This is a genomic window from Paracoccus sp. TRP, from assembly GCF_000185925.1.
Taxonomy (GTDB): domain Bacteria; phylum Pseudomonadota; class Alphaproteobacteria; order Rhodobacterales; family Rhodobacteraceae; genus Paracoccus; species Paracoccus kondratievae.
In genome coordinates this window covers 1-20,218 of the sequence record NZ_AEPN01000051.1, presented here as the reverse complement: position 1 = coordinate 20,218, position 20,218 = coordinate 1, and the positions used below count along the sequence as shown (strand labels likewise).

28 protein-coding genes, 1 pseudogene and 1 other annotated feature are annotated in these 20,218 nt (G+C 63.2%); of the genes and pseudogenes, 18 read left to right on the top strand and 11 right to left on the bottom strand.

The annotated features are described in order from the left end of the window. From PARACOCCUSGL_RS0117390 to PARACOCCUSGL_RS0117355, 8 genes are all read left to right on the top strand, one after another. On the top strand, positions 1–492 hold a 492-nt coding region (locus PARACOCCUSGL_RS0117390; RefSeq protein ID WP_010399412.1), incomplete at its 5' end, for an ATP-dependent Clp protease proteolytic subunit. A 10-nt stretch (positions 493–502) separates the two neighbouring features. After that, on the top strand, positions 503–1,789 hold the full coding sequence (locus PARACOCCUSGL_RS0117385; RefSeq protein WP_010399411.1) for a phage major capsid protein: 1,287 nt from the start codon (positions 503–505) through the stop codon (positions 1,787–1,789). Positions 1,790–1,869: 80 nt separating this feature from the next. Further along, positions 1,870–2,310 carry a hypothetical protein gene (locus PARACOCCUSGL_RS0117380; RefSeq protein ID WP_010399410.1) on the top strand — a complete coding sequence of 147 codons (441 nt, stop codon included), beginning with the start codon at positions 1,870–1,872 and terminating at the stop codon, positions 2,308–2,310. Between the two features lie 54 nt (positions 2,311–2,364). Beyond that, on the top strand, positions 2,365–2,904 hold the full coding sequence (locus PARACOCCUSGL_RS0117375) for a head-tail connector protein (RefSeq protein ID WP_010399407.1): 540 nt from the start codon (positions 2,365–2,367) through the stop codon (positions 2,902–2,904). 2 nt (positions 2,905–2,906) lie between these two features. Further along, positions 2,907–3,227, top strand: coding sequence for a phage head closure protein (locus tag PARACOCCUSGL_RS0117370; protein WP_010399406.1), 321 nt, complete (start codon positions 2,907–2,909; stop codon positions 3,225–3,227). Positions 3,228–3,252: 25 nt separating this feature from the next. After that, on the top strand, positions 3,253–3,528 hold the full coding sequence (locus PARACOCCUSGL_RS0117365) for a DUF6127 family protein (protein ID WP_029372593.1): 276 nt from the start codon (positions 3,253–3,255) through the stop codon (positions 3,526–3,528). Positions 3,529–3,601: 73 nt separating this feature from the next. Beyond that, a complete protein-coding gene (locus tag PARACOCCUSGL_RS0117360; RefSeq protein ID WP_010399403.1) occupies positions 3,602–4,276 on the top strand; it encodes a D-Ala-D-Ala carboxypeptidase family metallohydrolase in 675 nt (224 codons plus the stop codon). Then, positions 4,273–4,530, top strand: a complete 258-nt coding sequence (locus PARACOCCUSGL_RS0117355) for a hypothetical protein (RefSeq protein WP_010399402.1) — start codon at positions 4,273–4,275, stop codon at positions 4,528–4,530. Before PARACOCCUSGL_RS0117360 ends, PARACOCCUSGL_RS0117355 begins: the two co-directional genes overlap by 4 nt. A 261-nt stretch (positions 4,531–4,791) precedes the next feature. Here the strand turns inward: PARACOCCUSGL_RS0117355 and PARACOCCUSGL_RS0117345 are convergent, their stop codons facing one another. From PARACOCCUSGL_RS0117345 to PARACOCCUSGL_RS0117335, 3 genes are read right to left on the bottom strand one after another with little or no spacing between them, the layout of a single operon-like run. Then, positions 4,792–5,139, bottom strand: coding sequence for a TraR/DksA C4-type zinc finger protein (locus PARACOCCUSGL_RS0117345; protein ID WP_010399400.1), 348 nt, complete (start codon positions 5,137–5,139; stop codon positions 4,792–4,794). A 5-nt stretch (positions 5,140–5,144) separates the two neighbouring features. Then, positions 5,145–5,999 (bottom strand): universal stress protein, encoded by an 855-nt coding sequence (locus PARACOCCUSGL_RS0117340; protein ID WP_010399399.1) that lies wholly within the window; start codon positions 5,997–5,999, stop codon positions 5,145–5,147. Positions 6,000–6,013: 14 nt separating this feature from the next. Next, the gene (locus tag PARACOCCUSGL_RS0117335) at positions 6,014–7,504 is read right to left on the bottom strand and encodes a SulP family inorganic anion transporter (protein ID WP_010399398.1); all 1,491 of its coding nucleotides are present in this window, start codon (positions 7,502–7,504) and stop codon (positions 6,014–6,016) included. A 68-nt stretch (positions 7,505–7,572) separates the two neighbouring features. Beyond that, positions 7,573–7,629, bottom strand: a sequence feature (sul1 is cis-regulatory element that is thought to sense ions involved in sulfur or methionine metabolism; They are found in Alphaproteobacteria). 189 nt (positions 7,630–7,818) lie between these two features. Between PARACOCCUSGL_RS0117335 and PARACOCCUSGL_RS22075 the strand changes: the two genes are divergently transcribed. The 4 genes from PARACOCCUSGL_RS22075 (at position 7,819) to PARACOCCUSGL_RS0117315 (ending at position 10,690) form a co-directional block, all read left to right on the top strand. After that, positions 7,819–7,965, top strand: coding sequence for a hypothetical protein (locus tag PARACOCCUSGL_RS22075; protein ID WP_158004479.1), 147 nt, complete (start codon positions 7,819–7,821; stop codon positions 7,963–7,965). A gap of 83 nt (positions 7,966–8,048) precedes the next feature. Then, on the top strand, positions 8,049–8,366 hold the full coding sequence (locus PARACOCCUSGL_RS0117325; RefSeq protein WP_010399394.1) for a helix-turn-helix transcriptional regulator: 318 nt from the start codon (positions 8,049–8,051) through the stop codon (positions 8,364–8,366). Positions 8,367–8,421: 55 nt separating this feature from the next. Next, entirely contained in the window at positions 8,422–9,474 is a 1,053-nt protein-coding gene (locus PARACOCCUSGL_RS0117320; protein ID WP_010399393.1) for a permease, read from the top strand. Positions 9,475–9,529: 55 nt separating this feature from the next. Continuing rightward, the gene (locus PARACOCCUSGL_RS0117315; RefSeq protein ID WP_010399392.1) at positions 9,530–10,690 is read left to right on the top strand and encodes an MFS transporter; all 1,161 of its coding nucleotides are present in this window, start codon (positions 9,530–9,532) and stop codon (positions 10,688–10,690) included. 36 nt (positions 10,691–10,726) lie between these two features. Here PARACOCCUSGL_RS0117315 and arsH read toward each other — a convergent pair whose 3' ends face one another. The 4 genes from arsH to PARACOCCUSGL_RS20830 are packed head-to-tail and all read right to left on the bottom strand — an operon-like array spanning position 10,727 to position 13,221. Beyond that, positions 10,727–11,461, bottom strand: coding sequence for an arsenical resistance protein ArsH (gene arsH, locus PARACOCCUSGL_RS0117310; protein WP_010399391.1), 735 nt, complete (start codon positions 11,459–11,461; stop codon positions 10,727–10,729). Then, positions 11,454–11,885: an arsenate reductase (glutaredoxin) gene (arsC, locus tag PARACOCCUSGL_RS0117305; protein WP_010399390.1), complete on the bottom strand. Its 432-nt coding sequence runs from the start codon at positions 11,883–11,885 to the stop codon at positions 11,454–11,456. The genes arsH and arsC overlap by 8 nt, the downstream gene beginning before the upstream one ends. Then, positions 11,882–12,901: an ACR3 family arsenite efflux transporter gene (gene arsB, locus PARACOCCUSGL_RS0117300; RefSeq protein WP_010399389.1), complete on the bottom strand. Its 1,020-nt coding sequence runs from the start codon at positions 12,899–12,901 to the stop codon at positions 11,882–11,884. The genes arsC and arsB overlap by 4 nt, the downstream gene beginning before the upstream one ends. Then, complete coding sequence (locus PARACOCCUSGL_RS20830) at positions 12,898–13,221, bottom strand: helix-turn-helix transcriptional regulator (RefSeq protein WP_010399388.1); 324 nt, start codon at positions 13,219–13,221, stop codon at positions 12,898–12,900. Before PARACOCCUSGL_RS20830 ends, arsB begins: the two co-directional genes overlap by 4 nt. Before the next feature lie 324 nt (positions 13,222–13,545). Between PARACOCCUSGL_RS20830 and PARACOCCUSGL_RS0117290 the strand changes: the two genes are divergently transcribed. Further along, positions 13,546–14,382, top strand: a complete 837-nt coding sequence (locus PARACOCCUSGL_RS0117290) for a DNA adenine methylase (protein WP_010399387.1) — start codon at positions 13,546–13,548, stop codon at positions 14,380–14,382. 35 nt (positions 14,383–14,417) lie between these two features. Here the strand turns inward: PARACOCCUSGL_RS0117290 and PARACOCCUSGL_RS21855 are convergent, their stop codons facing one another. From PARACOCCUSGL_RS21855 to PARACOCCUSGL_RS22480, 3 genes and pseudogenes are all read right to left on the bottom strand, one after another. Continuing rightward, complete coding sequence (locus tag PARACOCCUSGL_RS21855; protein WP_138918377.1) at positions 14,418–14,648, bottom strand: hypothetical protein; 231 nt, start codon at positions 14,646–14,648, stop codon at positions 14,418–14,420. Positions 14,649–14,706: 58 nt separating this feature from the next. After that, positions 14,707–15,330, bottom strand: coding sequence for an SOS response-associated peptidase family protein (locus PARACOCCUSGL_RS0117285; protein ID WP_010399385.1), 624 nt, complete (start codon positions 15,328–15,330; stop codon positions 14,707–14,709). A gap of 539 nt (positions 15,331–15,869) precedes the next feature. Beyond that, positions 15,870–16,415, bottom strand: a pseudogene (locus PARACOCCUSGL_RS22480) (recombinase family protein); the annotation flags it as partial. A 422-nt stretch (positions 16,416–16,837) separates the two neighbouring features. Between PARACOCCUSGL_RS22480 and PARACOCCUSGL_RS21625 the strand changes: the two are divergent. The 5 genes from PARACOCCUSGL_RS21625 to PARACOCCUSGL_RS0117255 all read left to right on the top strand — a co-directional run bounded on the left by PARACOCCUSGL_RS21625 (position 16,838) and on the right by PARACOCCUSGL_RS0117255 (position 19,665). Further along, entirely contained in the window at positions 16,838–18,007 is a 1,170-nt protein-coding gene (locus tag PARACOCCUSGL_RS21625; RefSeq protein ID WP_083825857.1) for a Hint domain-containing protein, read from the top strand. Between the two features lie 112 nt (positions 18,008–18,119). Further along, positions 18,120–18,437 carry a hypothetical protein gene (locus tag PARACOCCUSGL_RS0117270; RefSeq protein WP_010399379.1) on the top strand — a complete coding sequence of 106 codons (318 nt, stop codon included), beginning with the start codon at positions 18,120–18,122 and terminating at the stop codon, positions 18,435–18,437. A gap of 145 nt (positions 18,438–18,582) precedes the next feature. Then, positions 18,583–18,867, top strand: a complete 285-nt coding sequence (locus tag PARACOCCUSGL_RS0117265; protein ID WP_010399378.1) for a hypothetical protein — start codon at positions 18,583–18,585, stop codon at positions 18,865–18,867. Between the two features lie 56 nt (positions 18,868–18,923). After that, positions 18,924–19,313 carry an H-type lectin domain-containing protein gene (locus tag PARACOCCUSGL_RS0117260; RefSeq protein ID WP_010399377.1) on the top strand — a complete coding sequence of 130 codons (390 nt, stop codon included), beginning with the start codon at positions 18,924–18,926 and terminating at the stop codon, positions 19,311–19,313. A gap of 61 nt (positions 19,314–19,374) precedes the next feature. Next, positions 19,375–19,665, top strand: a complete 291-nt coding sequence (locus tag PARACOCCUSGL_RS0117255) for a hypothetical protein (protein ID WP_010399376.1) — start codon at positions 19,375–19,377, stop codon at positions 19,663–19,665. Between the two features lie 120 nt (positions 19,666–19,785). On the opposite strand, the gene PARACOCCUSGL_RS20820 is transcribed toward PARACOCCUSGL_RS0117255, so the two are convergent. Then, positions 19,786–20,218, bottom strand: a 433-nt coding sequence (locus PARACOCCUSGL_RS20820) for a hypothetical protein (protein ID WP_010399375.1), incomplete at its 5' end; no start/stop codon positions are given.

Sequence of the window (20,218 nt, the reverse complement as noted above, 5' to 3'; positions counted from 1 at the left end):
GGGTCACGTCTCGACGGAAATCAACAACCCGGCAGCTTCCTGATGTTGCACAATGCCTGGGGCGTGGTGATCGGCAATCGCCACGACATGGCTGAGGCCGCTGCGCTCTTCGAGACATTCGATGCCGCGCTGGCCGGGATCTATGCCGCCCGCAGTGGCAGGCCACAGGTCGAGGTTGTCGCGTTGCTGGATGCCGAGACCTTTCTCAGCGCCGAGGAGGCGATTGCGGCCGGGATGGCCGACTGCATGGTCGAGGGTTCGGCCGCTGGCCTGCCCGCGCAGTCACCGCAGAGCGGCGCGCAGTCGCGCCCCGACATTCAGGCGCGGCGCCGCATCGACGCGGCTCTGGCGCAGCAAGGCATCCCCCGCAGCGAGCGGCGCGCGATGCTGAAACAGATTACCGACACGCGCAACGCTGCCGAACCCGCCACGCAGAACGCTGGCATCCCCGTGAGCGCCATCCGGCAGCTCATCGACACCATCCGCTCATAAGGAAACCATCATGGGCATCCAGAAATCCCCCCGCATTCGCGGGGCCGTTCGCGTGCGCGCCGAGACCGGCGACGCGAACGCCATCCTTGCCGATCTGAACCGCGCCTTTGCCGCCTTCAAGGACGAGCATCAGGCCGAGATCAGCAGCATCAACGCCCGCTTCGCCGATGTCGTGCAGACCGAGAAGGTCGAACGCATCAATGCCGAGATCACCCGGCTTCAGGGCGCGCTCGACGAGACAAATGCCATGCTGGCGGCAGCCAGGCTCGGCGGCGGTGTCGGCAGCGTAGATCGGTCGGACAGCCCCGAGACCCGCGAGCACGCCCGCGCCTTCAACCAGTTCTTCCGCCGCGGGGTCGAGGCCGGGTTGCGGGAGTTGGAGGTGAAGGCCGCGCTCCGCACCGACAGCGATCCCGATGGCGGCTATGTCGTGCCTGATCAGATGGAACAGACCATCGACCGGGTGCTGGGCTCGGTCTCGGCCATGCGGTCGATCGCCAGCGTCATCTCGATCTCGGCCGGCAGCTACAAGAAGCTGGTCAATCAGGGGGGCGCTGCGGCCGGCTGGGTCGGCGAACGCCAGGCCCGGCCCGAGACCGCCACGCCCACCCTGGCGGAACTGGCCTTCCCGGCAATGGAAATCTACGCCAACCCCGCCGCGACCCAGACCCTGCTCGACGATGCGCGCGTCGATATCGCTGCCTGGCTGGCCGAGGAGGTCTCGACCGCCTTCGCCGAGGCCGAGGCTGCCGCCTTCATCACCGGCGACGGGGTGAACAGGCCCCGCGGCATCCTGGCCTATGACACGGTCGCCAATGCCTCTTACGCCTGGGGCAAGATCGGCTACACCGCCTCGGGCGTCGCGGCCGCATTGACCGATGCCAGCCACAACGGCGTCGATGCGCTGATCGACCTCGTCTACGGGCTGAAGCAGGGCTACCGGCAGAATGCCCGCTTCCTGATGAACCGCTCGCTGCAGGCTGCGATCCGCAAGCTGAAGTCGAAGACCGAGGAGCTCTATCTCTGGCAACCCCCGGTCCAGGCTGGCCAGCCGGCAACGCTGCTCGGCTATCCGATCAGCGATGACGACAACATGCCCGATATCGCCGCCGGAGCTTTCCCGATCGCCTTCGGGGATTTCCGGCGCGGCTATCTGATCGTCGACCGCTTCGGCATCCGGGTGCTGCGCGATCCCTTCACCAACAAGCCCTATGTGCATTTCTATACCACCAAGCGCGTCGGTGGCGGGGTGCAGAATTTTGATGCCATCAAGCTGCTGAAGATCGCGGCCAGCTGATCGCCCGGCTGAACCAAGGCGCGCGCGCGGCAGGGTTCAGCCCGCGTCTTCCCACCCACATTCCTGCACAGGAGGATCCGATGAAGGATCTGCATTCCAGTCTCTCGGTGGCCGCGGCCATCAATGCTGCCACCCTCACCGACGACAGCACCCCCGTGGCCATTGATCTGCGCGGTCATGACGGTGCCGAGATCATTCTCGCCATTGGTGTGGGCGGCATCACCTTCACCTCGACCAACAGGATCGAGTTCATCCTGACCCATTCCGATGACGACAGCAGCTATGAGGCGGTCACCGTGGATGATCTGCTGGGGGTCGCGGCTGTCGGTGAAGGTGGCATCGTCAAGGCGCTGGTCGCGGCCCATGCCACCGCCGCAGTCTACCGCTTTGGCTATGTCGGGACCAGGCGCTACCTCAAGCTGCTGGCGGCGTTTTCCGGCAGCCATACCACCGGCACGCCCGTCGCCGCGCTGGTGATCAAGGGCCACGGCCAGATCAACCCGCAGGCCGATCAGGCGTGATGGCAATGCCGCGGGCGGTGAAGGCCGCCCGCGCTCTGCATCAGGGATTTCACCATGTTCACGCTCACCCGCATTACGGCGCCTGCGGCGGTGCCGATCACGCTGGCCGAAGCCAAGGCCCAGCTCCGCGTCGATCATGATGACGAGGATCTGTTGATCCAGCACAGCATCGATGCGGCCACCGCCTGGCTGGACGGCCCTGCCGGCATTCTCGGTCGTTGCCTAGTCACGCAATCCTGGCAGATGGACCTCGATGCCCTCACCGGCCCGATCCTGCTGCCGTTTCCGGACAGCGAGATCGACAGCGCGGTGTTCACCGATGCCGCGGGCGTTGATCTCGACTATCATATCGCGCTGCAGGACCAGCGGCTGTTGCTGCGACCCTTGGCCGGCTTCGGCCGCCCCGCGGCCATCACCTTCACCGCCGGCTATGGCGCCCCCGCCGATGTGCCTGCGGCAATCCGTCAGGCCATGCTGCTGCTGATCGCGCATTGGTATGAGCATCGCGAGGCGGTCAGCCTCGGGGCAAGTCCATCGGCGCTGCCCATGGCGGTCGATGCGCTGCTCGCCCCCTATCGCAGGATCCGGCTGTGAGAATGGTTGCCGGACGCCTGCGGCGCCGGGTCACCTTCCAGCAGGCTGTGATCATCCGCGATCCGGACGGGATGCTGATCCAAGGGTGGGAGGATCGCTTCACCCTCTGGTGCCATGTTCATTATCTGCGCGGCTCCGAGGCCGTCATGCAGGCACGGCTGGGCTCGAAAGCACCCGCCATCCTGACGATCCGCGCCAGCGCCGAGACCCGCGCCATCACCTCGGAATGGCGGGCCCTCATCGACGCGGTGATCTTCGATCTCAAGGAAGATCCTCGGCCCAGCGAGGATGGCGCCTATTTCGAGATGCTGGTTGAGGCGTGAGAGGCCCAGAATGGGGGAGGCGCCGATGACACCGCACAGTTCTGACCGGTCGAACGCCGAACTCAAGGCGATGCTGACCCGTGCCGCCGAGCAGGGGGCGAAACGCGCGCTCGCCGATGTCGGCCTCGACGGCGACGAGGCAGCCCTCGACATCCGCGATCTGCGCTCCCTCGTGGACTGCATCCGGCTGGTGCGCCGCACCGCCATGCAGACCGCCGTCCGCATGATCACCACCGGCGTCATGCTGGCGCTGCTCGCGGGCATCGCCATCAAGCTGAAGATCTTCGGCGGCAGCCCGTAGCCGCGCCCCATCACCATTCATCAGCCCGCAATGACCCGCCGTCGAGGCGGGGTTTTTTTTCTGGGAGGACACCATGACCACGACATTCCACCGCCATTGGCGCGACGTGCCGGAGAGCGGCTGGCGTTGGCCGAATTTCAGCCCGGCCGAGATCGCCTGCCGGGGTACTGGCAAACTGCTGATCAACGAAATGGCGCTCGACAGGCTGCAGGCGCTGCGCGACCGGCTGGGCAAGCCGCTGATCGTCCGCTCCGCCTATCGCAGCCCCGAGCACAATCGCGCTGTCGGCGGCGCCACCCGGTCGAAGCATCTCGATGGCGCCGCCTTCGACATCGCCATGGCGAACCACGACCCGGTGGCCTTCGAGGCGGCAGCCCGCGAGGTTGGGTTCCTCGGCTTCGGTTTCTATCCGCGCTCGGGCTTCATGCACGTCGACCTCGGCCCCGTGCGCCAGTGGGGCGAGCGGTTCCCGGTGCGGGCGACGGCATTTGCAGCCGAAACGCCGCCCGCGCGCGAAGTGCTGGCCGACAGCCGCACGATGAAGGGTGGTGGCGCGGCAGGCGTAGCCACGCTGGGCGCTGCCGGGGTGGAGGTTGCGCAGAGCGTTCTGGCCGAGACCCAGACCGCGATCCTGCCGCTGGTCCCGTATCTCGATACGCTCCGCTGGGTGTTCATCGCGGTGGCACTCGGTGGCAACGCGGTCACGATCTATGCCCGCCTCGACGACTGGCGCCGGGGGCGGCGGTGATCGCCGCGCTTCTGACCGGGTTAGCCGCTAGCCCGTGGACGCGGGCGGCGCTGCACTACGGCGCCATCGCGCTCGCCGTGCTCCTGTTCCTGTTGGCGCTGCGCCGCTCCGGAGAGCGAGCGGGACGCCTCGCCGAACGCCTTAAGACCACGGAGAAGGCCAATGATGTCCAACGCCAGATGCTGGAAGCGGCAGCCCGCCGCCCTCGCGACCGCGACGAGCTTGCTGAGCGGCTGCGCGACGGTCGGTTCTGAACCTGGCGGCTTGTCTGCATGTCCGCCGGCCGTGGAGTACAGTCGCGGTCTCCAGGCGCGTGCGGCCGACGAGCTCTTGCTGCTGCCTGAACGCTCGGTGCTGGCGGAGATGATGAGCGACTATGTCGTACTGCGCGACCAGGTGCGGGCGTGTGACCTGCCGTAAGGCCTGGCGCGACCGGTCGGAACAGCCGAAGCCAGGTCTGTCTGGCTCTCGACAGAGCACGGCGTGCATTCGCGGCAGCCGCGTCGCTTACCTCGTCAGCCTGCGCAGTCTCGACACCGCATCACGGTAGGCTCAAGTTCGAGCCGACGCATGCCGATAAACTCGCCGCAGTCGTGGCACCAACCGAACTCCCCCGCATCAATTCGACGGATGGCTGCCTCGAGAGCCCAGACGCGTCCAAGTCGCCGTGTTTCCTGAGCTGCCGCCATGGCCTGTTGCTGCATCGCGTCCATGCGGCTGAGCCGACCAACGCTTTGCTGATCCAGCTCGACAGGTCTGCGGTCCGCCGCCGTCTGAGCGGACGCGGACCGCAAGGCATCCAGTTCGTCGCGGAGCCGCGGCAGAAACGCTGTCTTCAGCTCCTCCGGAGTGGGGTCCGTCATTGCGCTCACCGCAAGAGCAGGACAGGAACCTTGCAGGACCGCATCATCTCGGTCGTGGTGGAGCCGATCACGAGGCTTCGGATGCGGCTGTGGCCGTAGGCACCCATCACAAGCATGCCGAAACCATCCTTCTCGACCATCTTGCCCAGTTCCTCGTCCGGTTGCCCGGCCACGATGCGCGTCTGCGCCTCGATCCCGGCAGCGGCAAGCAAGGCCTTGGCGTCTGCAAGGCCCTTTGTGACCTCCGGCGTCTCGTTTCCGACGGTCACGACGGTGACAGGCAGGTCCGCGAAGAAGGAACTGCGCGAGATGTGATCGACCGCCTTCATCGCCGAGCGTCCTCCGTCATAGGCGACGAGCACGGACTCGATCGGCTTGAAGGCACGCGCGGCGACGAAGACGGGTCGATGCGCCGCGCGCACGATGCGTTCCAGGTTCGAGCCAAGGTGTCCCTTCGCGAAATCCGCCGCCTCGCCGCGCTTGCCGATGACGATTACTCGCGCTTCGCCCTCGATCTCGCCGATGGCTTCGACGATGTCACCGTGGCGCAGTCGGGTGGTGATCTCGGTCACGCCATCCCGGTCCACGATGGCGCAAGCATCCTCGAGGATCGCGCGACCCCGATGGCCGACGAGCTTTGCGCGTTGCGCGTCGATCTCGGCCAGTTCCTCCATCAGCTTCGTCCGCGCGCCCAGCCGGATCGCACCGGACAGGTCCGACTTTTCCGGGGCCTCGCGTCGCCCCAGCACATGGATCAGCTCGACCGGTGCGGCCGTCCGCTGCGCAATCCAGGCGACGTGGTGGCAGACGCTCTCGGAATAGATGGAGCCGTCCACGAGGGCGATGATCTTGTCTGTCATGGGTCTTTCCTCCCTCAATGGTTCATCAGCTTGTCCATGGCGCCGGGCTTGTCATGGATGGCAAGCCGGTCGACCAGGGTCTCGGTCGCCGCGTTCATGCCCACGACCTCGACCTCGGCGCCGTCGCGACGGAATTTCAGGATCGCCATGTCGAGCGCCTGAACCGAGGAGATATCCCAGATATGCGCACGGCTCACGTCGATCACCACGCGTTCGGGGGCCTCCTTGAAGTCGAAGGCATCCATGAAATCCTCGACGGAGCCGTAGAACAGCTGGCCCTCGACGCGGTAGGTTCGCACGCGCCCATCCGCGCTTATGTCCGAGGTCACGCGGAACAGCTGCGCGATCTTTCCGGCGAAGAAGACGCCCGACAGCAGTACGCCCACCAGCACCCCGATGGCGAGGTTGTGGGTGTAGACCACGGTGACAACGGTCGCGATCATGACGATGGACGACGATTTCGGATGCACCCGAAGCGCCTTGATCGACGACCAGGAGAATGTCCCGATCGACACCATGATCATGATCGCGACCAGCGCGGGCATCGGGATGATGCTGACCAGGTCGCCGAGCCCGACGACCATGATCAGCAGGAAGACGCCGGCAGCGGCGGCAGACAGGCGCCCGCGCCCGCCTGATTTCACGTTGATGATAGACTGCCCGATCATCGCGCAGCCCGCCATCCCGCCTATGAAGCCGGTGGCGGTGTTCGCCAGCCCCTGACCGATGCATTCCTGGTTCCGGTTTGACTTCGTGTCGGTCAGGTCATCGACGATGTTCTGTGTCATCAGGCTTTCGAGCAGGCCCACGACGGCCACTGCCACCGAATAGGGCAGAATGATCGTCAGCGTCTCGAGGTTGAGCGGGATCTGCGGGATCAGGAAGACCGGCAGCGTGTCGGGCAGCGCGCCCATGTCGCCCACCGTCCGCACGTCGAGCCCGAGCGCGACGGACAGCCCCGTGAGCACGACGATGGTCACGAGCGGCGAGGGAATGGCCGTGGTCAGAAGCGGAAAGAGGTAGATGATGGCGAGCCCCGCGGCCACGAGCGCGTAGGTGATCCACGTCACGTCCCGCGGGTCGAGTTCCGGCAGCTGGGCCATGAAGATCAGGATCGCGAGCGCGTTGACGAAGCCGGTCATCACCGATTTCGACACCCAGCGCATGACGAAGCCGAGTTTCAGGACGCCGGCGCCGATCTGGATCAGTCCGGCCAGCACCGTCGCGGCCAGCAGGTATTGCAGTCCGTGGTCGCGCACCAGCGTGACCATCAGGACCGCCGTGGCGGCGGTCGCAGCGGAAATCATGCCGGGCCGCCCGCCGGTGATGGCGGTGATGACAGCGATCGAGAAGGAGGCGTAGAGCCCGACCTTGGGATCGACCCCCGCGATGATGGAAAAGGCGATTGCCTCGGGAATGAGGGCCAGTGCCACGACGAGCCCGGCGAGCAGGTCGCCGCGTATGTTGCCCAGCCACTGGGCGCGGTAGACGTCGAGTGAGATCATGTAAATGTTGTCCGATACCGGTCCTGCGGCTTGCGCGAGATCGGCGTGCAAGTGCACCGTTTTCTTGTGGTTGTCCGGCGGATCGGCGGCCGGAAGAGCCACCCGGAATCGCTTCCAGGTCCAGGTTCGCTACACTGCCGCATAAGGGTTGCAGCGGAAAATGGCAATAAGCAAGGCTGTTTGACAGGCCGCAGCCAACGCCCTGGCGATGGCCAGCAGTGTTTACTGCTCATGCGCGCGTGGGGGGTGACGGAGGTTGATATGGATCAAGGCGCATTATCTGGCCGCTATCGACCACCCGCACGGCGCTCGCGGTGCATGTGGTCACGGAGGCGCAGGACACCGATGCGGTGCTGCACGAACTTGCCGAGGGGTTGGAGCACGGGTTCGGGATCGCGCACAGCACGATTCAGGTCGAGCGCGAGCCCTGCGGCGCAAGCTGCCTTCGGGGCCACGCGTAACGCAGGGCATCCATTCCGGGCGCGGCTCCTGGATCGTCCAGAAGAATCATTTACAAAACTAGGATTGTAGTTATTTTTACGTCATGACCACGACCAGTCCGAACGCCCGCGCCCTTGCCGCCCTTGGGCATGATGCCCGCCTTTCGATCTTTCGCTTGCTGGTGAAGGCCGGGGACGACGGGCTGCGGGTCAGCGATATCGGCGAGCACCTCGGACTCGCCCCGTCGACCTTGGCGCATCACCTCTCGACGCTGGTCGATGCGGGGCTGGTGCTGCAGGACAAGCAGGGCCGCGAGGTGTTCAACCGGGTCGATTTTCCCGCGATGCACCGTGTTGTCGGATTCCTGACCTCCGAATGCTGCGCCGGTGTTGCGGTCCGCTCTTCAGAGGATGCGGCGTGAGATGCGCGTGCTCTTTTTCTTGCCCTGAAACAACTGCAATTCCGGAGATTTGGTGATGACTGACACGACCCTCCCGACACCCGGCCTCCGGTCCGCTCTGCGCCACCTGTGGCAGGACCAGCGGGTCTGGCTCGCCTCGGCGCTGATCCTTGGCGCGCTGGCGGTGTTCGACACGCCCCAGGCCGCCGATTCTGCGCTCTTCGCGGGCACCGCGCTCTTGAACACGGCGCCGTTCCTGATCCTATCGATCGCCATCGCCGCGTGGGCCAATGCGACGGGGGCCGACAACCTGATCGCCAAGGCCTTCACCGGCGCGCCGATCCTGATGATCGGGCTGGGCGCGCTGGCGGGGGGCGTCTCGCCCTTCTGCTCCTGTGGGGTGATCCCGCTGATCGCGGCGCTGCTGGCGATGGGCGTGCCGCTCTCGGCGGTGATGGCCTTCTGGCTGGCCTCGCCGATCATGGACCCGTCGATGTTCGCGTTGACGGCGGGCGTGCTCGACCTCGAGTTCGCGGTGGCCAAGACGCTCGCCGCCATCGGGCTGGGCGTGTTCGGCGGGACGGTGGTACACCTGATGATGAAGGGCGGCGCCTTCGCCGACCCGCTGCGCGACGGGATCGGGAACGGCGGCTGCGGCGGCGCGAAGATCCGCGCGCCCAAGCCCGTGGTCTGGCAGTTCTGGACCGATGCGGACCGCCGGGCGAAGTTCGGCAAGACGGCGCTGACCACGACGCTGTTCCTCGCCAAGTGGCTGACGCTGGCATTCATCCTCGAGAGCCTGATGCTTGCGTGGATCCCGGCGGAAACCGTCACCGCCGCGCTCGGAGGCGAGGGGTTGTTGCCGATCGTGACCGCGACGCTGGTGGGCGTGCCGGCCTATCTGAACGGATACGCTGCACTGCCGCTCGTCAGCGGGCTGATCGAGCAGGGCATGGCGCCGGGGGCGGGAATGGCCTTTCTCGTCGCGGGTGGCGTCACCTCGATCCCGGCGGCCATGGCGGTCTGGGCGCTGGCGCGGCCACAGGTCTTTGCGGTGTATATCGGCCTGTCCCTGATTGGCGCCTTCGCATCGGGGCTGCTGTTCCAGCTCTGGACGCAGGTGGCATGAACGCCAGCGGCGGGGCGCATTGCCTCGCCGCTCCCTTCCTGATCGAAGCCCCATCATGATCCCAAGACTGTCACCGGCGCGGCGCGCACCTGTCGTCGCCGCGCTCGGCTCTTCCCTCACCGTCAGCTGGGCCTCCAGCTACTACATCCCGGCCGTTCTGGCCGTACCCATGGCCGAAGACCTCGGCCTTTCGCCGGTCTGGGTGTTCGGCGCGTTCTCCATGGCCATGGTGGTTTCGGCCATGGTCGGACCCTGGGCCGGGGCGCGGATCGACGGCTTTGGCGGGCGCGGCGTCCTGATGCTGTCGAACCTGGTCTTCGCGGCGGGCCTCGGGCTGCTCGCCGTGGCTCCCTCGCCCCTCGTCCTCTTCGCGGGCTGGGCTGTCATCGGGCTCGGTATGGGGATCGGGCTTTACGAGGCGGGGTTCGCGACGCTGGCAGGGATCTACGGCAAGGACGCGCGCGGGCCGATCACCGGGATCACCCTCATCGCCGGGTTTGCGAGCACCGTCGGCTGGCCACTTTCTGGGGTGATGCTCGCGACGTGGGGCTGGCGGGAAGCCTGCCTTGGATGGGCACTGATCCACCTGGTCGTGGCATTGCCGCTGAACGCGTGGCTGCCGAAGGGAACCAGGACGGTAGCCGCAGAGGCGACGCCGATCGAAGAGGGGCCGCCGCCGTCCCGCCTTGCGCTCTGGCTGCTAGCCTTCGTCTTCGCTGCGACCTGGTTCAACTCGACCGCCATGGCCGCGCACCTGCCCGGCCTTTTGCAAGCCGCCGGGGCAAGCACTGCGGTTGCCATCGCGGCGGGCGCGCTCATCGGCCCGGCGCAGGTCGCGGCACGGGTGCTGGAGTTCGGCCTGCTGCGCCGGTTCCATCCGCTTGTCTCGACACGCTTTGCTGCTGCGGCGCATCCCGTGGCCGCCGTGGCGTTGGTGAGTTTCGGGGGGCCCGCCGCCTATGCCTTCGCCCTTCTGCACGGGGCGGGGAACGGCATCCTGACAATCGCGAAGGGCACACTGCCCCTCGCGCTCTTCGGACCGGCGGGATACGGGCGGCGGATCGGCTGGCTCAATGCTCCTGCCCGAATCCTTCAGGCTGCGGCGCCCCTCATCTTCGGCGCCGCGCTGACGGCTTGGGGCCTCTCGGCGATCTGGCTGACAGCAGCGATCGGCATCGCCTCGTTCATCGCTCTGCTAGCACTCAGGCGGACATGAGGCGGCGCGGACGGGCCTCGCGAACCCGCCGCGCGCTCAGGTTGCGGCGGAGAGGTTCACCCGCTTTATGAGCGCGGCCGCTGTTTCCTTGCGCTCCGAGTAGCGGTCCACGAGATACGCCTTCCGTTCGCGCGTGAGCAGCGTGAACTTCACCAGTTCCTCCATAACATCCACGATCCGGTCGTAGAGCGGCGACGGGCGCATCCGTCCCGTCTCGTCGAACTCCTGGAACGCCTTGGGGATGGAGGACTGGTTGGGGATGGTCAGCATCCGCATCCAGCGCCCGAGAACCCGCATCTGGTTGACCGCGTTGAAGCTCTGCGAGCCGCCCGACACCTGCATCACCGCCAGCGTCTTGCCCTGCGTCGGTCGCACGGCGCCCTCGGACAGGGGAATCCAGTCGATCTGCGTCTTCATCAGGCCGGTCATGGCGCCGTGCCGCTCCGGCGAGGACCAGACCATGCCTTCGCACCAGGCTACCAGATCGCGCAGCTCGCGCACCTTCGGGTGGCTGGCATCCACGCCGTCATCGACCAGCGGCAGGCCTGAGGGGTTGAAGAACCGGACCTCCGCCCCGAATGCAGTGAGAATGCGCCCGGCCTCCTCGGCCGACAGTCGGCTGAACGAGCGCGCCCGGAGCGAGCCGTAGAGGATCAGGATGCGGGGCGGATGCGTGCTGATGGCAGGGGACAGCAGCCGGTCGTGGTCGATTGCGGCGAAATTCGTCTCGTCGAGCTGTGGTGTGGTCAGATCGGTCAGGGTGTCAGACAATCCGGTTTCCCTCGGCGTCTATGATCAATTGGCCGTCCTCCTTGGCGAAAGGACCCGGAGGGAGCTTGTCGAGCAGGTCGAAGACAGTCTCGGACGGGCGGCAAAGCCTGACGCCCTTCGGCGTGCAGACGATCGGGCGGTTCACGAGGATCGGGTGGCGCGTCATGGCGTCCAGCAATGCCTCGTCCGAGACGTCCGGCGCGGTGAGCCCCATCTCCTCGGCAGGTGAGCGGGCAATGCGCAGCGCCTCGCGCGCGGTGATCCCGGCGGCTGCGAACAGCGCCAGAAGCTGCGGGCGCGTCCAGCCCTCCTTCAGGTACTCGATGACGGTCGGCTCGTACCCGGCCGCCTGGATGAACCCGAGCACGTTGCGGGAGGTGCCGCAGTCGGGATTGTGGTGGATGACGACCGGGAATGTGCTCACGCGGGGAACCTCTCGCGTGTCCGGTTGGCGAAGGCGACGAGGCTGAGCATAACCGGCACCTCGACCAGCACGCCCACCACTGTGGCCAGAGCCGCCCCGGAGTTCAGCCCGAACAGCCCGATCGCCACGGCGACCGCGAGTTCGAAGAAGTTCGACGTGCCGATCAGCGCGCAGGGCGCGGCGACCCGGTGTGGCACGGCCCAAAGATATGCCCATCCATACCCGAGCGCGAAGATGCCGTAGGACTGGATGGTGATCGGGACCGCGATCAGCGCGATCAGCAGCGGTTGCGCGAGGATCACCGGCCCCTGAAACCCGAAAAGCAGCACGACGGTGATCAGGAGACCCACGACCGAGGCCGGTTTGATCCGTGCCGTGAACGCCGTCACCGCGGCCTCGCCGCCTTTCGCGATCAGCGCCCGGCGCGTCAGGAGACCCGCAATCAGGGGAATGACGATGTAGAGTACGACCGACAGGATCAGCGTCTCCCACGGGACGCTGATGTCGGTCACGCCCAGAAGGAAGGCCACGATGGGGGCGAAGGCGACCACCATGATCAGGTCGTTCACGGAGACCTGGACCAGCGTGTAGTTGGGATCGCCCTTCGTCAGCTGCGACCAGACGAAAACCATCGCGGTGCAGGGCGCGGCGCCGAGCAGGATCAGGCCCGCGATGTATTCCGGTGCGCGCTCAGGATCGATCAGCCCGGCAAAGACATGGTTGAAGAACAGGACCGCAAGCGCCGCCATCGTGAAGGGCTTGATCAACCAGTTGATCGCCAGCGTGATGACGAGACCCTTCGGGCGTTGCCCCACCGCCTTGAGCGATCCGAGATCCACCGCGATCATCATCGGATAGACCATCGCCCAGATCAGGACGGCGACGACGAGGTTGACCGAGGCGACCTCCAGCGCGGCCAGCGCGCCGAAGAGACCCGGCACGAGGCTGCCGAGGACGAGCCCGGCCAGGATGCAGAGGGTGACCCAGAGGGTCAGCCAGCGTTCAAACAGGCTCATGAAAGTTCCTTCTCGTCGGGCATGCAGCAGACCGCGGCGGACGGCGCGGTCAGCGTGCCGATGAATTCTGCCAGCGGCTCGAGCGCGGCGGGGTTCAACGCGTAGCAAGTACGCGGGCCAGATATCTCGCCGGTGATGACCCCGGCGGCCTTCAGGATGCGCAGATGCTCGGACACCGTGGATTGTGCGAGGCCGACAGCCTCCACGATGTCGCCGCCGATGCAGCCGGGCGTGGCCAGCAGCAGCCGGAGGATGCGCAGCCGTGCCGGATGCGCAAGCGCCTTGGCCCGGTCAGCGATCTCGGTGTCAGAATCCTGCATGAGCAATCCCCATGGTCGCCAATCGTCGATAGACGATAAATGTGGTGCACACAATGGTGTTCGCTGCAGAGCAACCATCGTGCCCAAACGGGCGAAGCGAACTCTCGTGATCGTTTTAAATCAATCAGTTAAGGTGGAGAAGGTTGGACGTCAGGCCCATCCCCTCCGCCAGTAGCACATCGCACCACTTGAAATTCAATACCTTATAGCACTCCTGTGCGCCAAAATGTGTCCCAAAATGTGCCCCTAATTTCCCCCTTGGGTATCGAAAATCGAACCTTGTCTAGCTTATGATCGCGGGCGCATTTCGGAGAATGGGAAATCATGTCTACGCCGGTCAGTCCTATATCGCCCGTCGCGCCATGGCTCGGCGGAAAGCGCAATCTCGCCAAGCGGGTCTGTGCTATAATTGATTCTACGCCCTGCGAAACCTACGCCGAGGCGTTTATTGGAATGGGGGGAATATTCCTCCGCCGGACACGGCGACCCGCCGCAGAGGTCATCAATGACAAGGGGCGCGACGTTGCTAATCTGTTTCGTATTCTGCAGCGCCATTACGTACAATTCTTGGACGTATTAAAATTTGGCCTCACCACGCGAGCCGAGTTTGAACGATTGATCCGGGTTGATCCCACTACTCTGACAGACCTCGAACGGGCCGCGCGCTTCTTGTACCTGCAGCGTACCGCTTTCGGTGGGAAGGTGTCTGGACGAAATTTCGGTGTGGCAATCGGGCGCAGCGCCCGTTTCAACCTGTCGACACTTGAGCCGATGCTTGAGGATCTGCACACACGACTATCTGGGGTGGTGATAGAGTGTCTGGACTGGGCAGAGTTTATTCCGCGCTACGACGAGCCAACCACCCTGTTTTATTTGGATCCGCCGTACTGGGGATGCGAAGATGATTACGGCAAAGCAATGTTTGCGCGGTCAGACTTCGAGCGCATGGCTGAAATGTTGGCAAGCATCAGGGGGAGGTTTGTCCTGTCGATCAATGACGTGCCGCAGATCCGAGAGACATTCAGCCAGTTTCAAATAACCGAGGTACAAACGACATATACGATCAGCAGCGCAGGATCAGAACAGGTCCCTGAGTTGCTAATTTGCAATTATGATCCACCCACGCCGGACCGGCAACAGGGCTCCCTATTTCCAAGATAGCCTCCCGGCGTCAGGAGTAACAATCAGCGACGTAATCACCACCCTCTTTCCCGTCGCAGCGCCTCCAGATCGGCGGCGGGATCGCAACCCATCTTTGGGAACTCTGTCGGGACGATCATGGTCTTAGCGCCCTTGCGCCCGCAAACTGTGCATCGCGCCCGACGCAGCACCTCGTCACGATGCACCCAATGATCCAGCCCTGCCGGACCCTCATGGCCGCAATGGCACCAGATATGGACGATATAGCGGGCAGGCGATTCTGGCATTCCATGACAGGAACACAACAAGAACGACCGAGTCTAGAGGGGCAGCATCACATCGACGCTACGCAACATCTGGCTCGATCAATTCGGGGCCGTCGCTCGCAATCCCAAAGCGCGCCACAGGATGGTGTCGCAACTGGACGCCTGCCCCGATATCGGGATCATCGCTGCCGGCCATCCACGCGTCTCGCTCATTTGCATTGAGGATCACCGGCATGCGGCTGTGGATGTCGGCCACCGTGGCATTCGCCGGGCGGGTGACGATGGTGCAGGTCAGCATGCCGTTCCAGCGCGAGACGAGGCCGGCAAACCAGAGCGTCTCCTCGTTGCCAGCGCCGGTAATAAAATGTGGCTGCTTGCTGCCCTTCTCACCGGTCCACTCGTAATAGCCACCAGCAGGAATCAGGCAGCGGCCATAGCGCCAAGGGCCGCGAAACGTCGGCTTGCGCGCCGCATCTTCGATCCGCGCGTTGAAAGTGGTGGCCTTCCAATCCTTCATCTCGCCCTTGTGCCAGGACGGCACAAGCCACCAGCGGGCCATCTCGCCCTCAGGCGATTCCTCCGTCACTACCAGCACGTCCTGTGTCGGTTTGATATTATAGCGGCGCGGGTACGGGTTCAGCCGGGTCTGCGAAATCTCGAAATCGGTCCCGCGCAGGTTAGGATCCACAAAACGTCCGCACATCAGCCGCCCCACATTATCCGCATGTAGGGAGTATAACGATCCGCAGCGGGCTTTTGTTTCAAACCGTTTTGCTTACATAGTCGGGCCTTCGGGTCCGGCTCTTTTATCATCCACACCCCGCCGCTATCTGATCCAGCAGCAGCAGACCGGCGCGCTGACTGCGGGGGCCGCCATCGGTCAGCAGCGATATCCCGCATAAATGGTTTAGGCATGGTCGGGCACAGGCCGATACCACCTTGCATCTGAGGGAACGGAATACTCATAACGGCTTCAGGTTCCTTCAGATCAACTTCAAGTTCTGATGTCTCAAATATACCTACGGACGGGTGAGCTGCGGGACAGGCATGCAGCAGCAGATTCAGGCCTGCGGGCGCGATCACTGCTGTTTTTCGGGGGTTCCAACAAGAGATTCTGGAGGCAGTAAATGTGCTGCCCATGAGCTTTTGCACTACTGCACTGCGACGTTGGACAGGCCGCGCTCTGCCCGCCCCATTGCGGGGTCTCTGGGATGGTTCGCGCCTTTCCTGCCCTTCTGCGCTCAGGCGGCGGCGCAGGGTGCTGGGCGAAACCCGATAGCGGGCGGCAATCTCCCCGAGCCTTTCCCTTCTTTCCACCAGCGCACGCCGTGCTTCGGACAGATCACAATCGCTCAGGGCAATCGGCGGCCTGCCGAGACGCCGTCCGCGTTGACGCGCTGCAATCAACCCGGCCCGTGTACGTTCACTGATGAGATTGCGCTCGAACTCGGCAAAGGCGGCCATGATATGAAAGATCAACCGCCCACCTGACGTGCTGGTGTCGATCGCTTCGTTGAGGGATCTGAACTCACATCCCCTTTCGCCGAGTTCCTCGATGAACCTCACCAGATCGGTCAGGGACCGCCCCAGCCGGTCGAGCCTCCAGACCACCAGCGTATCGCCGGGCTTCAGCGCGCGCAGAACCTTCTCCAGTCCGGGCCTGTCCATGTTCGAGCCCGTAGCGCCGTGATCCTGGAAGAGCTTGTCACAGCCTGCATCCTTGAGGGCAGCCAGCTGCATGTCGAGGCGTTGATCGTCTGTCGAAACGCGTGCGTAGCCGATGATCATCGGTTGGGGTCTCCATTGTTATCCCCGCATTCATCGAAATGCACTGGAAAACACAAGGAAGAACCTATTCCTCGTGTTGCAGGGCGATCGTTTGTCGAAAAAGTATTGACACAAACGGTGGTTTTTGGAAGCGCCACCATGCGCGCCGGAATTCGGGTTTTCACAAGCGATTCCTTTCGCTGATACCTACTTTGCTTCCTGTTGTCAAAAACCACCAGTTTTGCACCTCCACGCAATCATAGTCAGCATCCGGCTAAAATTTATCGCACCTGACGCGGCTTATTCACACCACCCGCAGCCCGTGTTGGGTCGCTATATAATGCCCTAGGCATTTAAAATTCGTGGCAAGAACAAACCCGCTATAGCCGTGTTCGGCGAGAATTCTCAACCTGTGCTAGTGAAGCATAATCTCTGAGGTAGACATGTCGTTTCAATTCGGAATCATAGGTTTTTCTGGAATGAATAACCCTGAAATCATTCAGGGTTCGGAAAGCGATGATACAAGTACTGTAGGGTCATATGTAGGGAAGGAGTTTTCCTTCTCGTCGCGTGTTACGACCGTGGGAGAGGTTGCTGACGGGGATTATCCCGATGATGGCGGCGCAGAGTTAATCTCTCCGGTTACCATAAATGGCGTCACTTATCCTGCAGGAAGTGAAGTAGAAGCGGATTGGGAATTCATCTCTGTCGACCCAAACACAGGATATTACTATAGGATTACCGGTCTTTATATAGAGAACGATCCTGTTGGGGTTTCGATTTCACGTGCATGGGATGCAACGACTGGTCAATATGTCGAAGGGCCCGAAGGGCTGTACACCCCGGGCACGACGCTTACCCATATAGATGGGGACGACCTTGATGGAACGCCTAATTACCGACAGTTCTGTACTGATTCGAACTACGCTGATTATGGTTCGGCAACCGGAATTGGTAATGATGCCACCTTGACCGATACAAATGGCACAATTGTGTGCTTTGCGCGTGGCACGCTGATTGTGACTGACAGGGGCGAAGTTGCAGTCGAAGACTTGCAGGTTGGGGATCTTGTTGTGACGCGCGATCATGCCCTTCAGCCGATCCGCTGGATCGGGTCGCGTAAGCTGCGGTCGAGCGAGCTTGGCGTGTTGCCTAAGCTGCGACCCATCCGCATCAAGGCTGGTGCCTTGGGTGACGGAGTGCCCTCATCTGATCTGCTGGTTTCACCGCAGCACCGCGTGCTGGTGCGCTCGAAGATTGCCCGAAAGATGTTCGGCACCGATGAAGTCCTGGTCGCTGCCAAACAGCTCGTGTTGCTCGACGGGATCGATATCGCCACCGACATGCAGGAAGTCGAATATTTCCACATCCTGTTCGACCGTCATGAGGTGGTGATCTCCAACGGCGCAGAGACCGAGTCCCTGTTCACCGGTCCCGAAGCGCTGAAATCAGTTGGGAAAGCCGCGCTCGAAGAGATCTTCACGCTCTTCCCGGAACTGGAAGATCCAGACTATGTCCCGCAACCGGCGCGCTTCCTGCCTTCAGGCCGTAAGGCCCGCAAAATGGGAATGCGCCATTTGCAGAATAACCTGCCACTGGTTGCGACGCGTTAATACTGAATATTGTCAACTTACAGCAGATTAGAGGTGGGTATTTTCCCCTCCGTGATGGTTTGCAACTGATCGCGCCGGTTGCGGAGTGGTAGAAAGTAACAGGGTATCGGCAATGAGTAATGGATTTAACGAGTCGGGTCGCGAGCTGATCAGCGAGCCCCTCCCTTCCGTCATATCAGACCGGGAATGGCAGGCGCTCGTTGATCTTCATCTGGGACCCGGGCAGCGTCAGCAATGGTATTCCGAAGGCTATCGGGACGGTCAGTATGACGCATTGCGCGAAGCTGCGACAGTCGTAGCAAAGTTTGCAGCAGACATGCCAGAGGGCGAGGCCCGCCGGATCATGACCGGTCTTGCATCGTTCCTGTCGATCCTCGCACCAGAGGGAATTCAGGAAGCAGAGGCCCCCAGTCCGATTGGGGCCTCATGAATGCAGTGACAGCAAGTATTCGCCAGTCACTGTCTGCAAGACCATCATACAGCCGTGTTTTTCAATCGAACACTACAGCACGGGCATCAGGGATCAGGTTCAATGGTCCCTGTCATGCTCTCCGGGAAACTGAACAAGAGGACAGATGAAAACCATGAAATATGTTCCTTTGCTGGCGCTTGTCGCTCTGGCCGCCTGCTCCATCGATCCGAAAGATTACGAGAGCACTCCTGTCACTATCGAGACAGCGGCGGGGCCGGTCGTCTGTCAGCTCTATACCAGGGAGATCGTGCGCTGGGATCGCGCCATTCAGCGTCCGGAAAGCATGAGCGTCGAGACGGCTGACAAGATCTGCTACAATGAGGGACTGCGCCAGAAGAACGGCAGCAATGCTGCCGAAACCCCCTCCGCCCCCGAACCGATGCTCTGAGCACGGGCTCAGCCCCCTGGCTTTGGTCAGGGGGCGTCAGAACCGGAGTGAGTAACATGCTGGATGCAGCGCATTCGCCTTTCTCGCAGAAGCTGATCTGGGCAGGCGATCTGCAAATGATCAATGGTTCGGGTGAGCTGTTCAATCATGTGGATACGGGCTTGCCGATGTGGACGGGTCAGGGTGACCGCAACGTCCGGGTCACCGTGGGCTTCACCGCACCTTTCGGTGAAGTGCCCTGTGTCAGCCTCGGGCTCAGCGGCATAGATGCCGCGCATGACCAGAACCTGCGCTTCAGAATGGAAGCTGTCGATGTGACGGCGGAAGGCTTTGTCATCGAATTCGTCACCTGGGGCGACACGCATATCGCGCGGGCATCGGTCAACTGGCAGGCGCTTGGCGAGCCTCCAGCCAGGGCGTCTGCCGGGCGACAGAGGAAGTCCTGAGCAGCGGAGGCCGATTGGTTTTCAGATATCGACGCTATCGAAAGGCAGTCATGTGAACAAAATGCACAGAGCCACCGACCCATCCCCCGACACCGATCTTCAGGCTGAGATACTGGCCCTTAAGCTGGTCCTGACGCCCATCGTCGGGGCTATCCTCGATGCACCCTCCGTCCTCAAGCATTATGAATATCTGCTGAGCCGTGCACGGCAGGAGCGCAGGACAGCACCGGTCGAGGGCAGCGCTCTGGATGAGACGACGTTCAGGGCACTGCTTTCCGCTGAACAGTGGCTGAGCGATATGTCCAGCGACTATCTGGAGCGAAAACTCGAAGCCAACCGCAAAACGCACTGATCCGGTCAGGCGGCGACAGAACGGCAGGGAGGACCACCGATATCGCGAAATGGCAGGCACGATCCTAATGCAAAAAGCCCGCCTCGGTGGCCCGGGGCGGGTTATCGGTGCGATATCGGTTCAGGATACCCCTGCCCGCCTCAACGCCTCTGCCAGCGCGTCCTTGCCTCGCTCGGCCACCACCTGCTCCAGCTTGGCCTGCGCCAGATCGGTCAGCACCTCGGCCGAGGGGCGCAGATTGCCGATGGCGTCAGGAACGCTGCGGCGGACGTATTCCAGCATCAGGTCGACGGCGGACTTGCCGGTGAGCTGATTTTTGACCGCGAGCTGTGCCCCTGAGTAAAGCGCCCAGTGCAGCGCCTCCCGGTGCCGAGCCTCGATCTCGATGCCCCATTTGCGGCGCACGGCGGCTGCGGCCCAGCCGATGATTGCGGTGATGGCGAGGCTCACCAGCTCAAGCAGGTGCGGTGCCGCTGATGCGATGATCTGTTGCATGGTCATATCCTCAGTAGGTTGAAAGCTCACGGTGTTGATTTCCGTCGAGACGTGACCC

Excerpts from the sequence above, each read along its gene's own strand:
- PARACOCCUSGL_RS0117385 (WP_010399411.1), top strand. The coding sequence starts at position 503 with ATGGGCATCCAGAAATCCCCCCGCATTCGCGGGGCCGTTCGCGTGCGC.
- PARACOCCUSGL_RS0117380 (WP_010399410.1), top strand. The coding sequence starts at position 1,870 with ATGAAGGATCTGCATTCCAGTCTCTCGGTGGCCGCGGCCATCAATGCT.
- PARACOCCUSGL_RS0117375 (WP_010399407.1), top strand. The coding sequence starts at position 2,365 with ATGTTCACGCTCACCCGCATTACGGCGCCTGCGGCGGTGCCGATCACG.
- PARACOCCUSGL_RS0117370 (WP_010399406.1), top strand. The coding sequence starts at position 2,907 with ATGGTTGCCGGACGCCTGCGGCGCCGGGTCACCTTCCAGCAGGCTGTG.
- PARACOCCUSGL_RS0117365 (WP_029372593.1), top strand. The coding sequence starts at position 3,253 with ATGACACCGCACAGTTCTGACCGGTCGAACGCCGAACTCAAGGCGATG.
- PARACOCCUSGL_RS0117360 (WP_010399403.1), top strand. The coding sequence starts at position 3,602 with ATGACCACGACATTCCACCGCCATTGGCGCGACGTGCCGGAGAGCGGC.
- PARACOCCUSGL_RS0117345 (WP_010399400.1), bottom strand. The coding sequence starts at position 5,139 with ATGACGGACCCCACTCCGGAGGAGCTGAAGACAGCGTTTCTGCCGCGG.
- PARACOCCUSGL_RS0117340 (WP_010399399.1), bottom strand. The coding sequence starts at position 5,999 with ATGACAGACAAGATCATCGCCCTCGTGGACGGCTCCATCTATTCCGAG.
- PARACOCCUSGL_RS0117335 (WP_010399398.1), bottom strand. The coding sequence starts at position 7,504 with ATGATCTCACTCGACGTCTACCGCGCCCAGTGGCTGGGCAACATACGC.
- PARACOCCUSGL_RS0117325 (WP_010399394.1), top strand. The coding sequence starts at position 8,049 with ATGACCACGACCAGTCCGAACGCCCGCGCCCTTGCCGCCCTTGGGCAT.
- PARACOCCUSGL_RS0117320 (WP_010399393.1), top strand. The coding sequence starts at position 8,422 with ATGACTGACACGACCCTCCCGACACCCGGCCTCCGGTCCGCTCTGCGC.
- PARACOCCUSGL_RS0117315 (WP_010399392.1), top strand. The coding sequence starts at position 9,530 with ATGATCCCAAGACTGTCACCGGCGCGGCGCGCACCTGTCGTCGCCGCG.
- arsB (WP_010399389.1), bottom strand. The coding sequence starts at position 12,901 with ATGAGCCTGTTTGAACGCTGGCTGACCCTCTGGGTCACCCTCTGCATC.
- PARACOCCUSGL_RS20830 (WP_010399388.1), bottom strand. The coding sequence starts at position 13,221 with ATGCAGGATTCTGACACCGAGATCGCTGACCGGGCCAAGGCGCTTGCG.
- PARACOCCUSGL_RS0117290 (WP_010399387.1), top strand. The coding sequence starts at position 13,546 with ATGTCTACGCCGGTCAGTCCTATATCGCCCGTCGCGCCATGGCTCGGC.
- PARACOCCUSGL_RS21855 (WP_138918377.1), bottom strand. The coding sequence starts at position 14,648 with ATGCCAGAATCGCCTGCCCGCTATATCGTCCATATCTGGTGCCATTGC.
- PARACOCCUSGL_RS0117285 (WP_010399385.1), bottom strand. The coding sequence starts at position 15,330 with ATGTGCGGACGTTTTGTGGATCCTAACCTGCGCGGGACCGATTTCGAG.
- PARACOCCUSGL_RS21625 (WP_083825857.1), top strand. The coding sequence starts at position 16,838 with ATGTCGTTTCAATTCGGAATCATAGGTTTTTCTGGAATGAATAACCCT.
- PARACOCCUSGL_RS0117270 (WP_010399379.1), top strand. The coding sequence starts at position 18,120 with ATGAGTAATGGATTTAACGAGTCGGGTCGCGAGCTGATCAGCGAGCCC.
- PARACOCCUSGL_RS0117265 (WP_010399378.1), top strand. The coding sequence starts at position 18,583 with ATGAAAACCATGAAATATGTTCCTTTGCTGGCGCTTGTCGCTCTGGCC.
- PARACOCCUSGL_RS0117260 (WP_010399377.1), top strand. The coding sequence starts at position 18,924 with ATGCTGGATGCAGCGCATTCGCCTTTCTCGCAGAAGCTGATCTGGGCA.
- PARACOCCUSGL_RS0117255 (WP_010399376.1), top strand. The coding sequence starts at position 19,375 with ATGCACAGAGCCACCGACCCATCCCCCGACACCGATCTTCAGGCTGAG.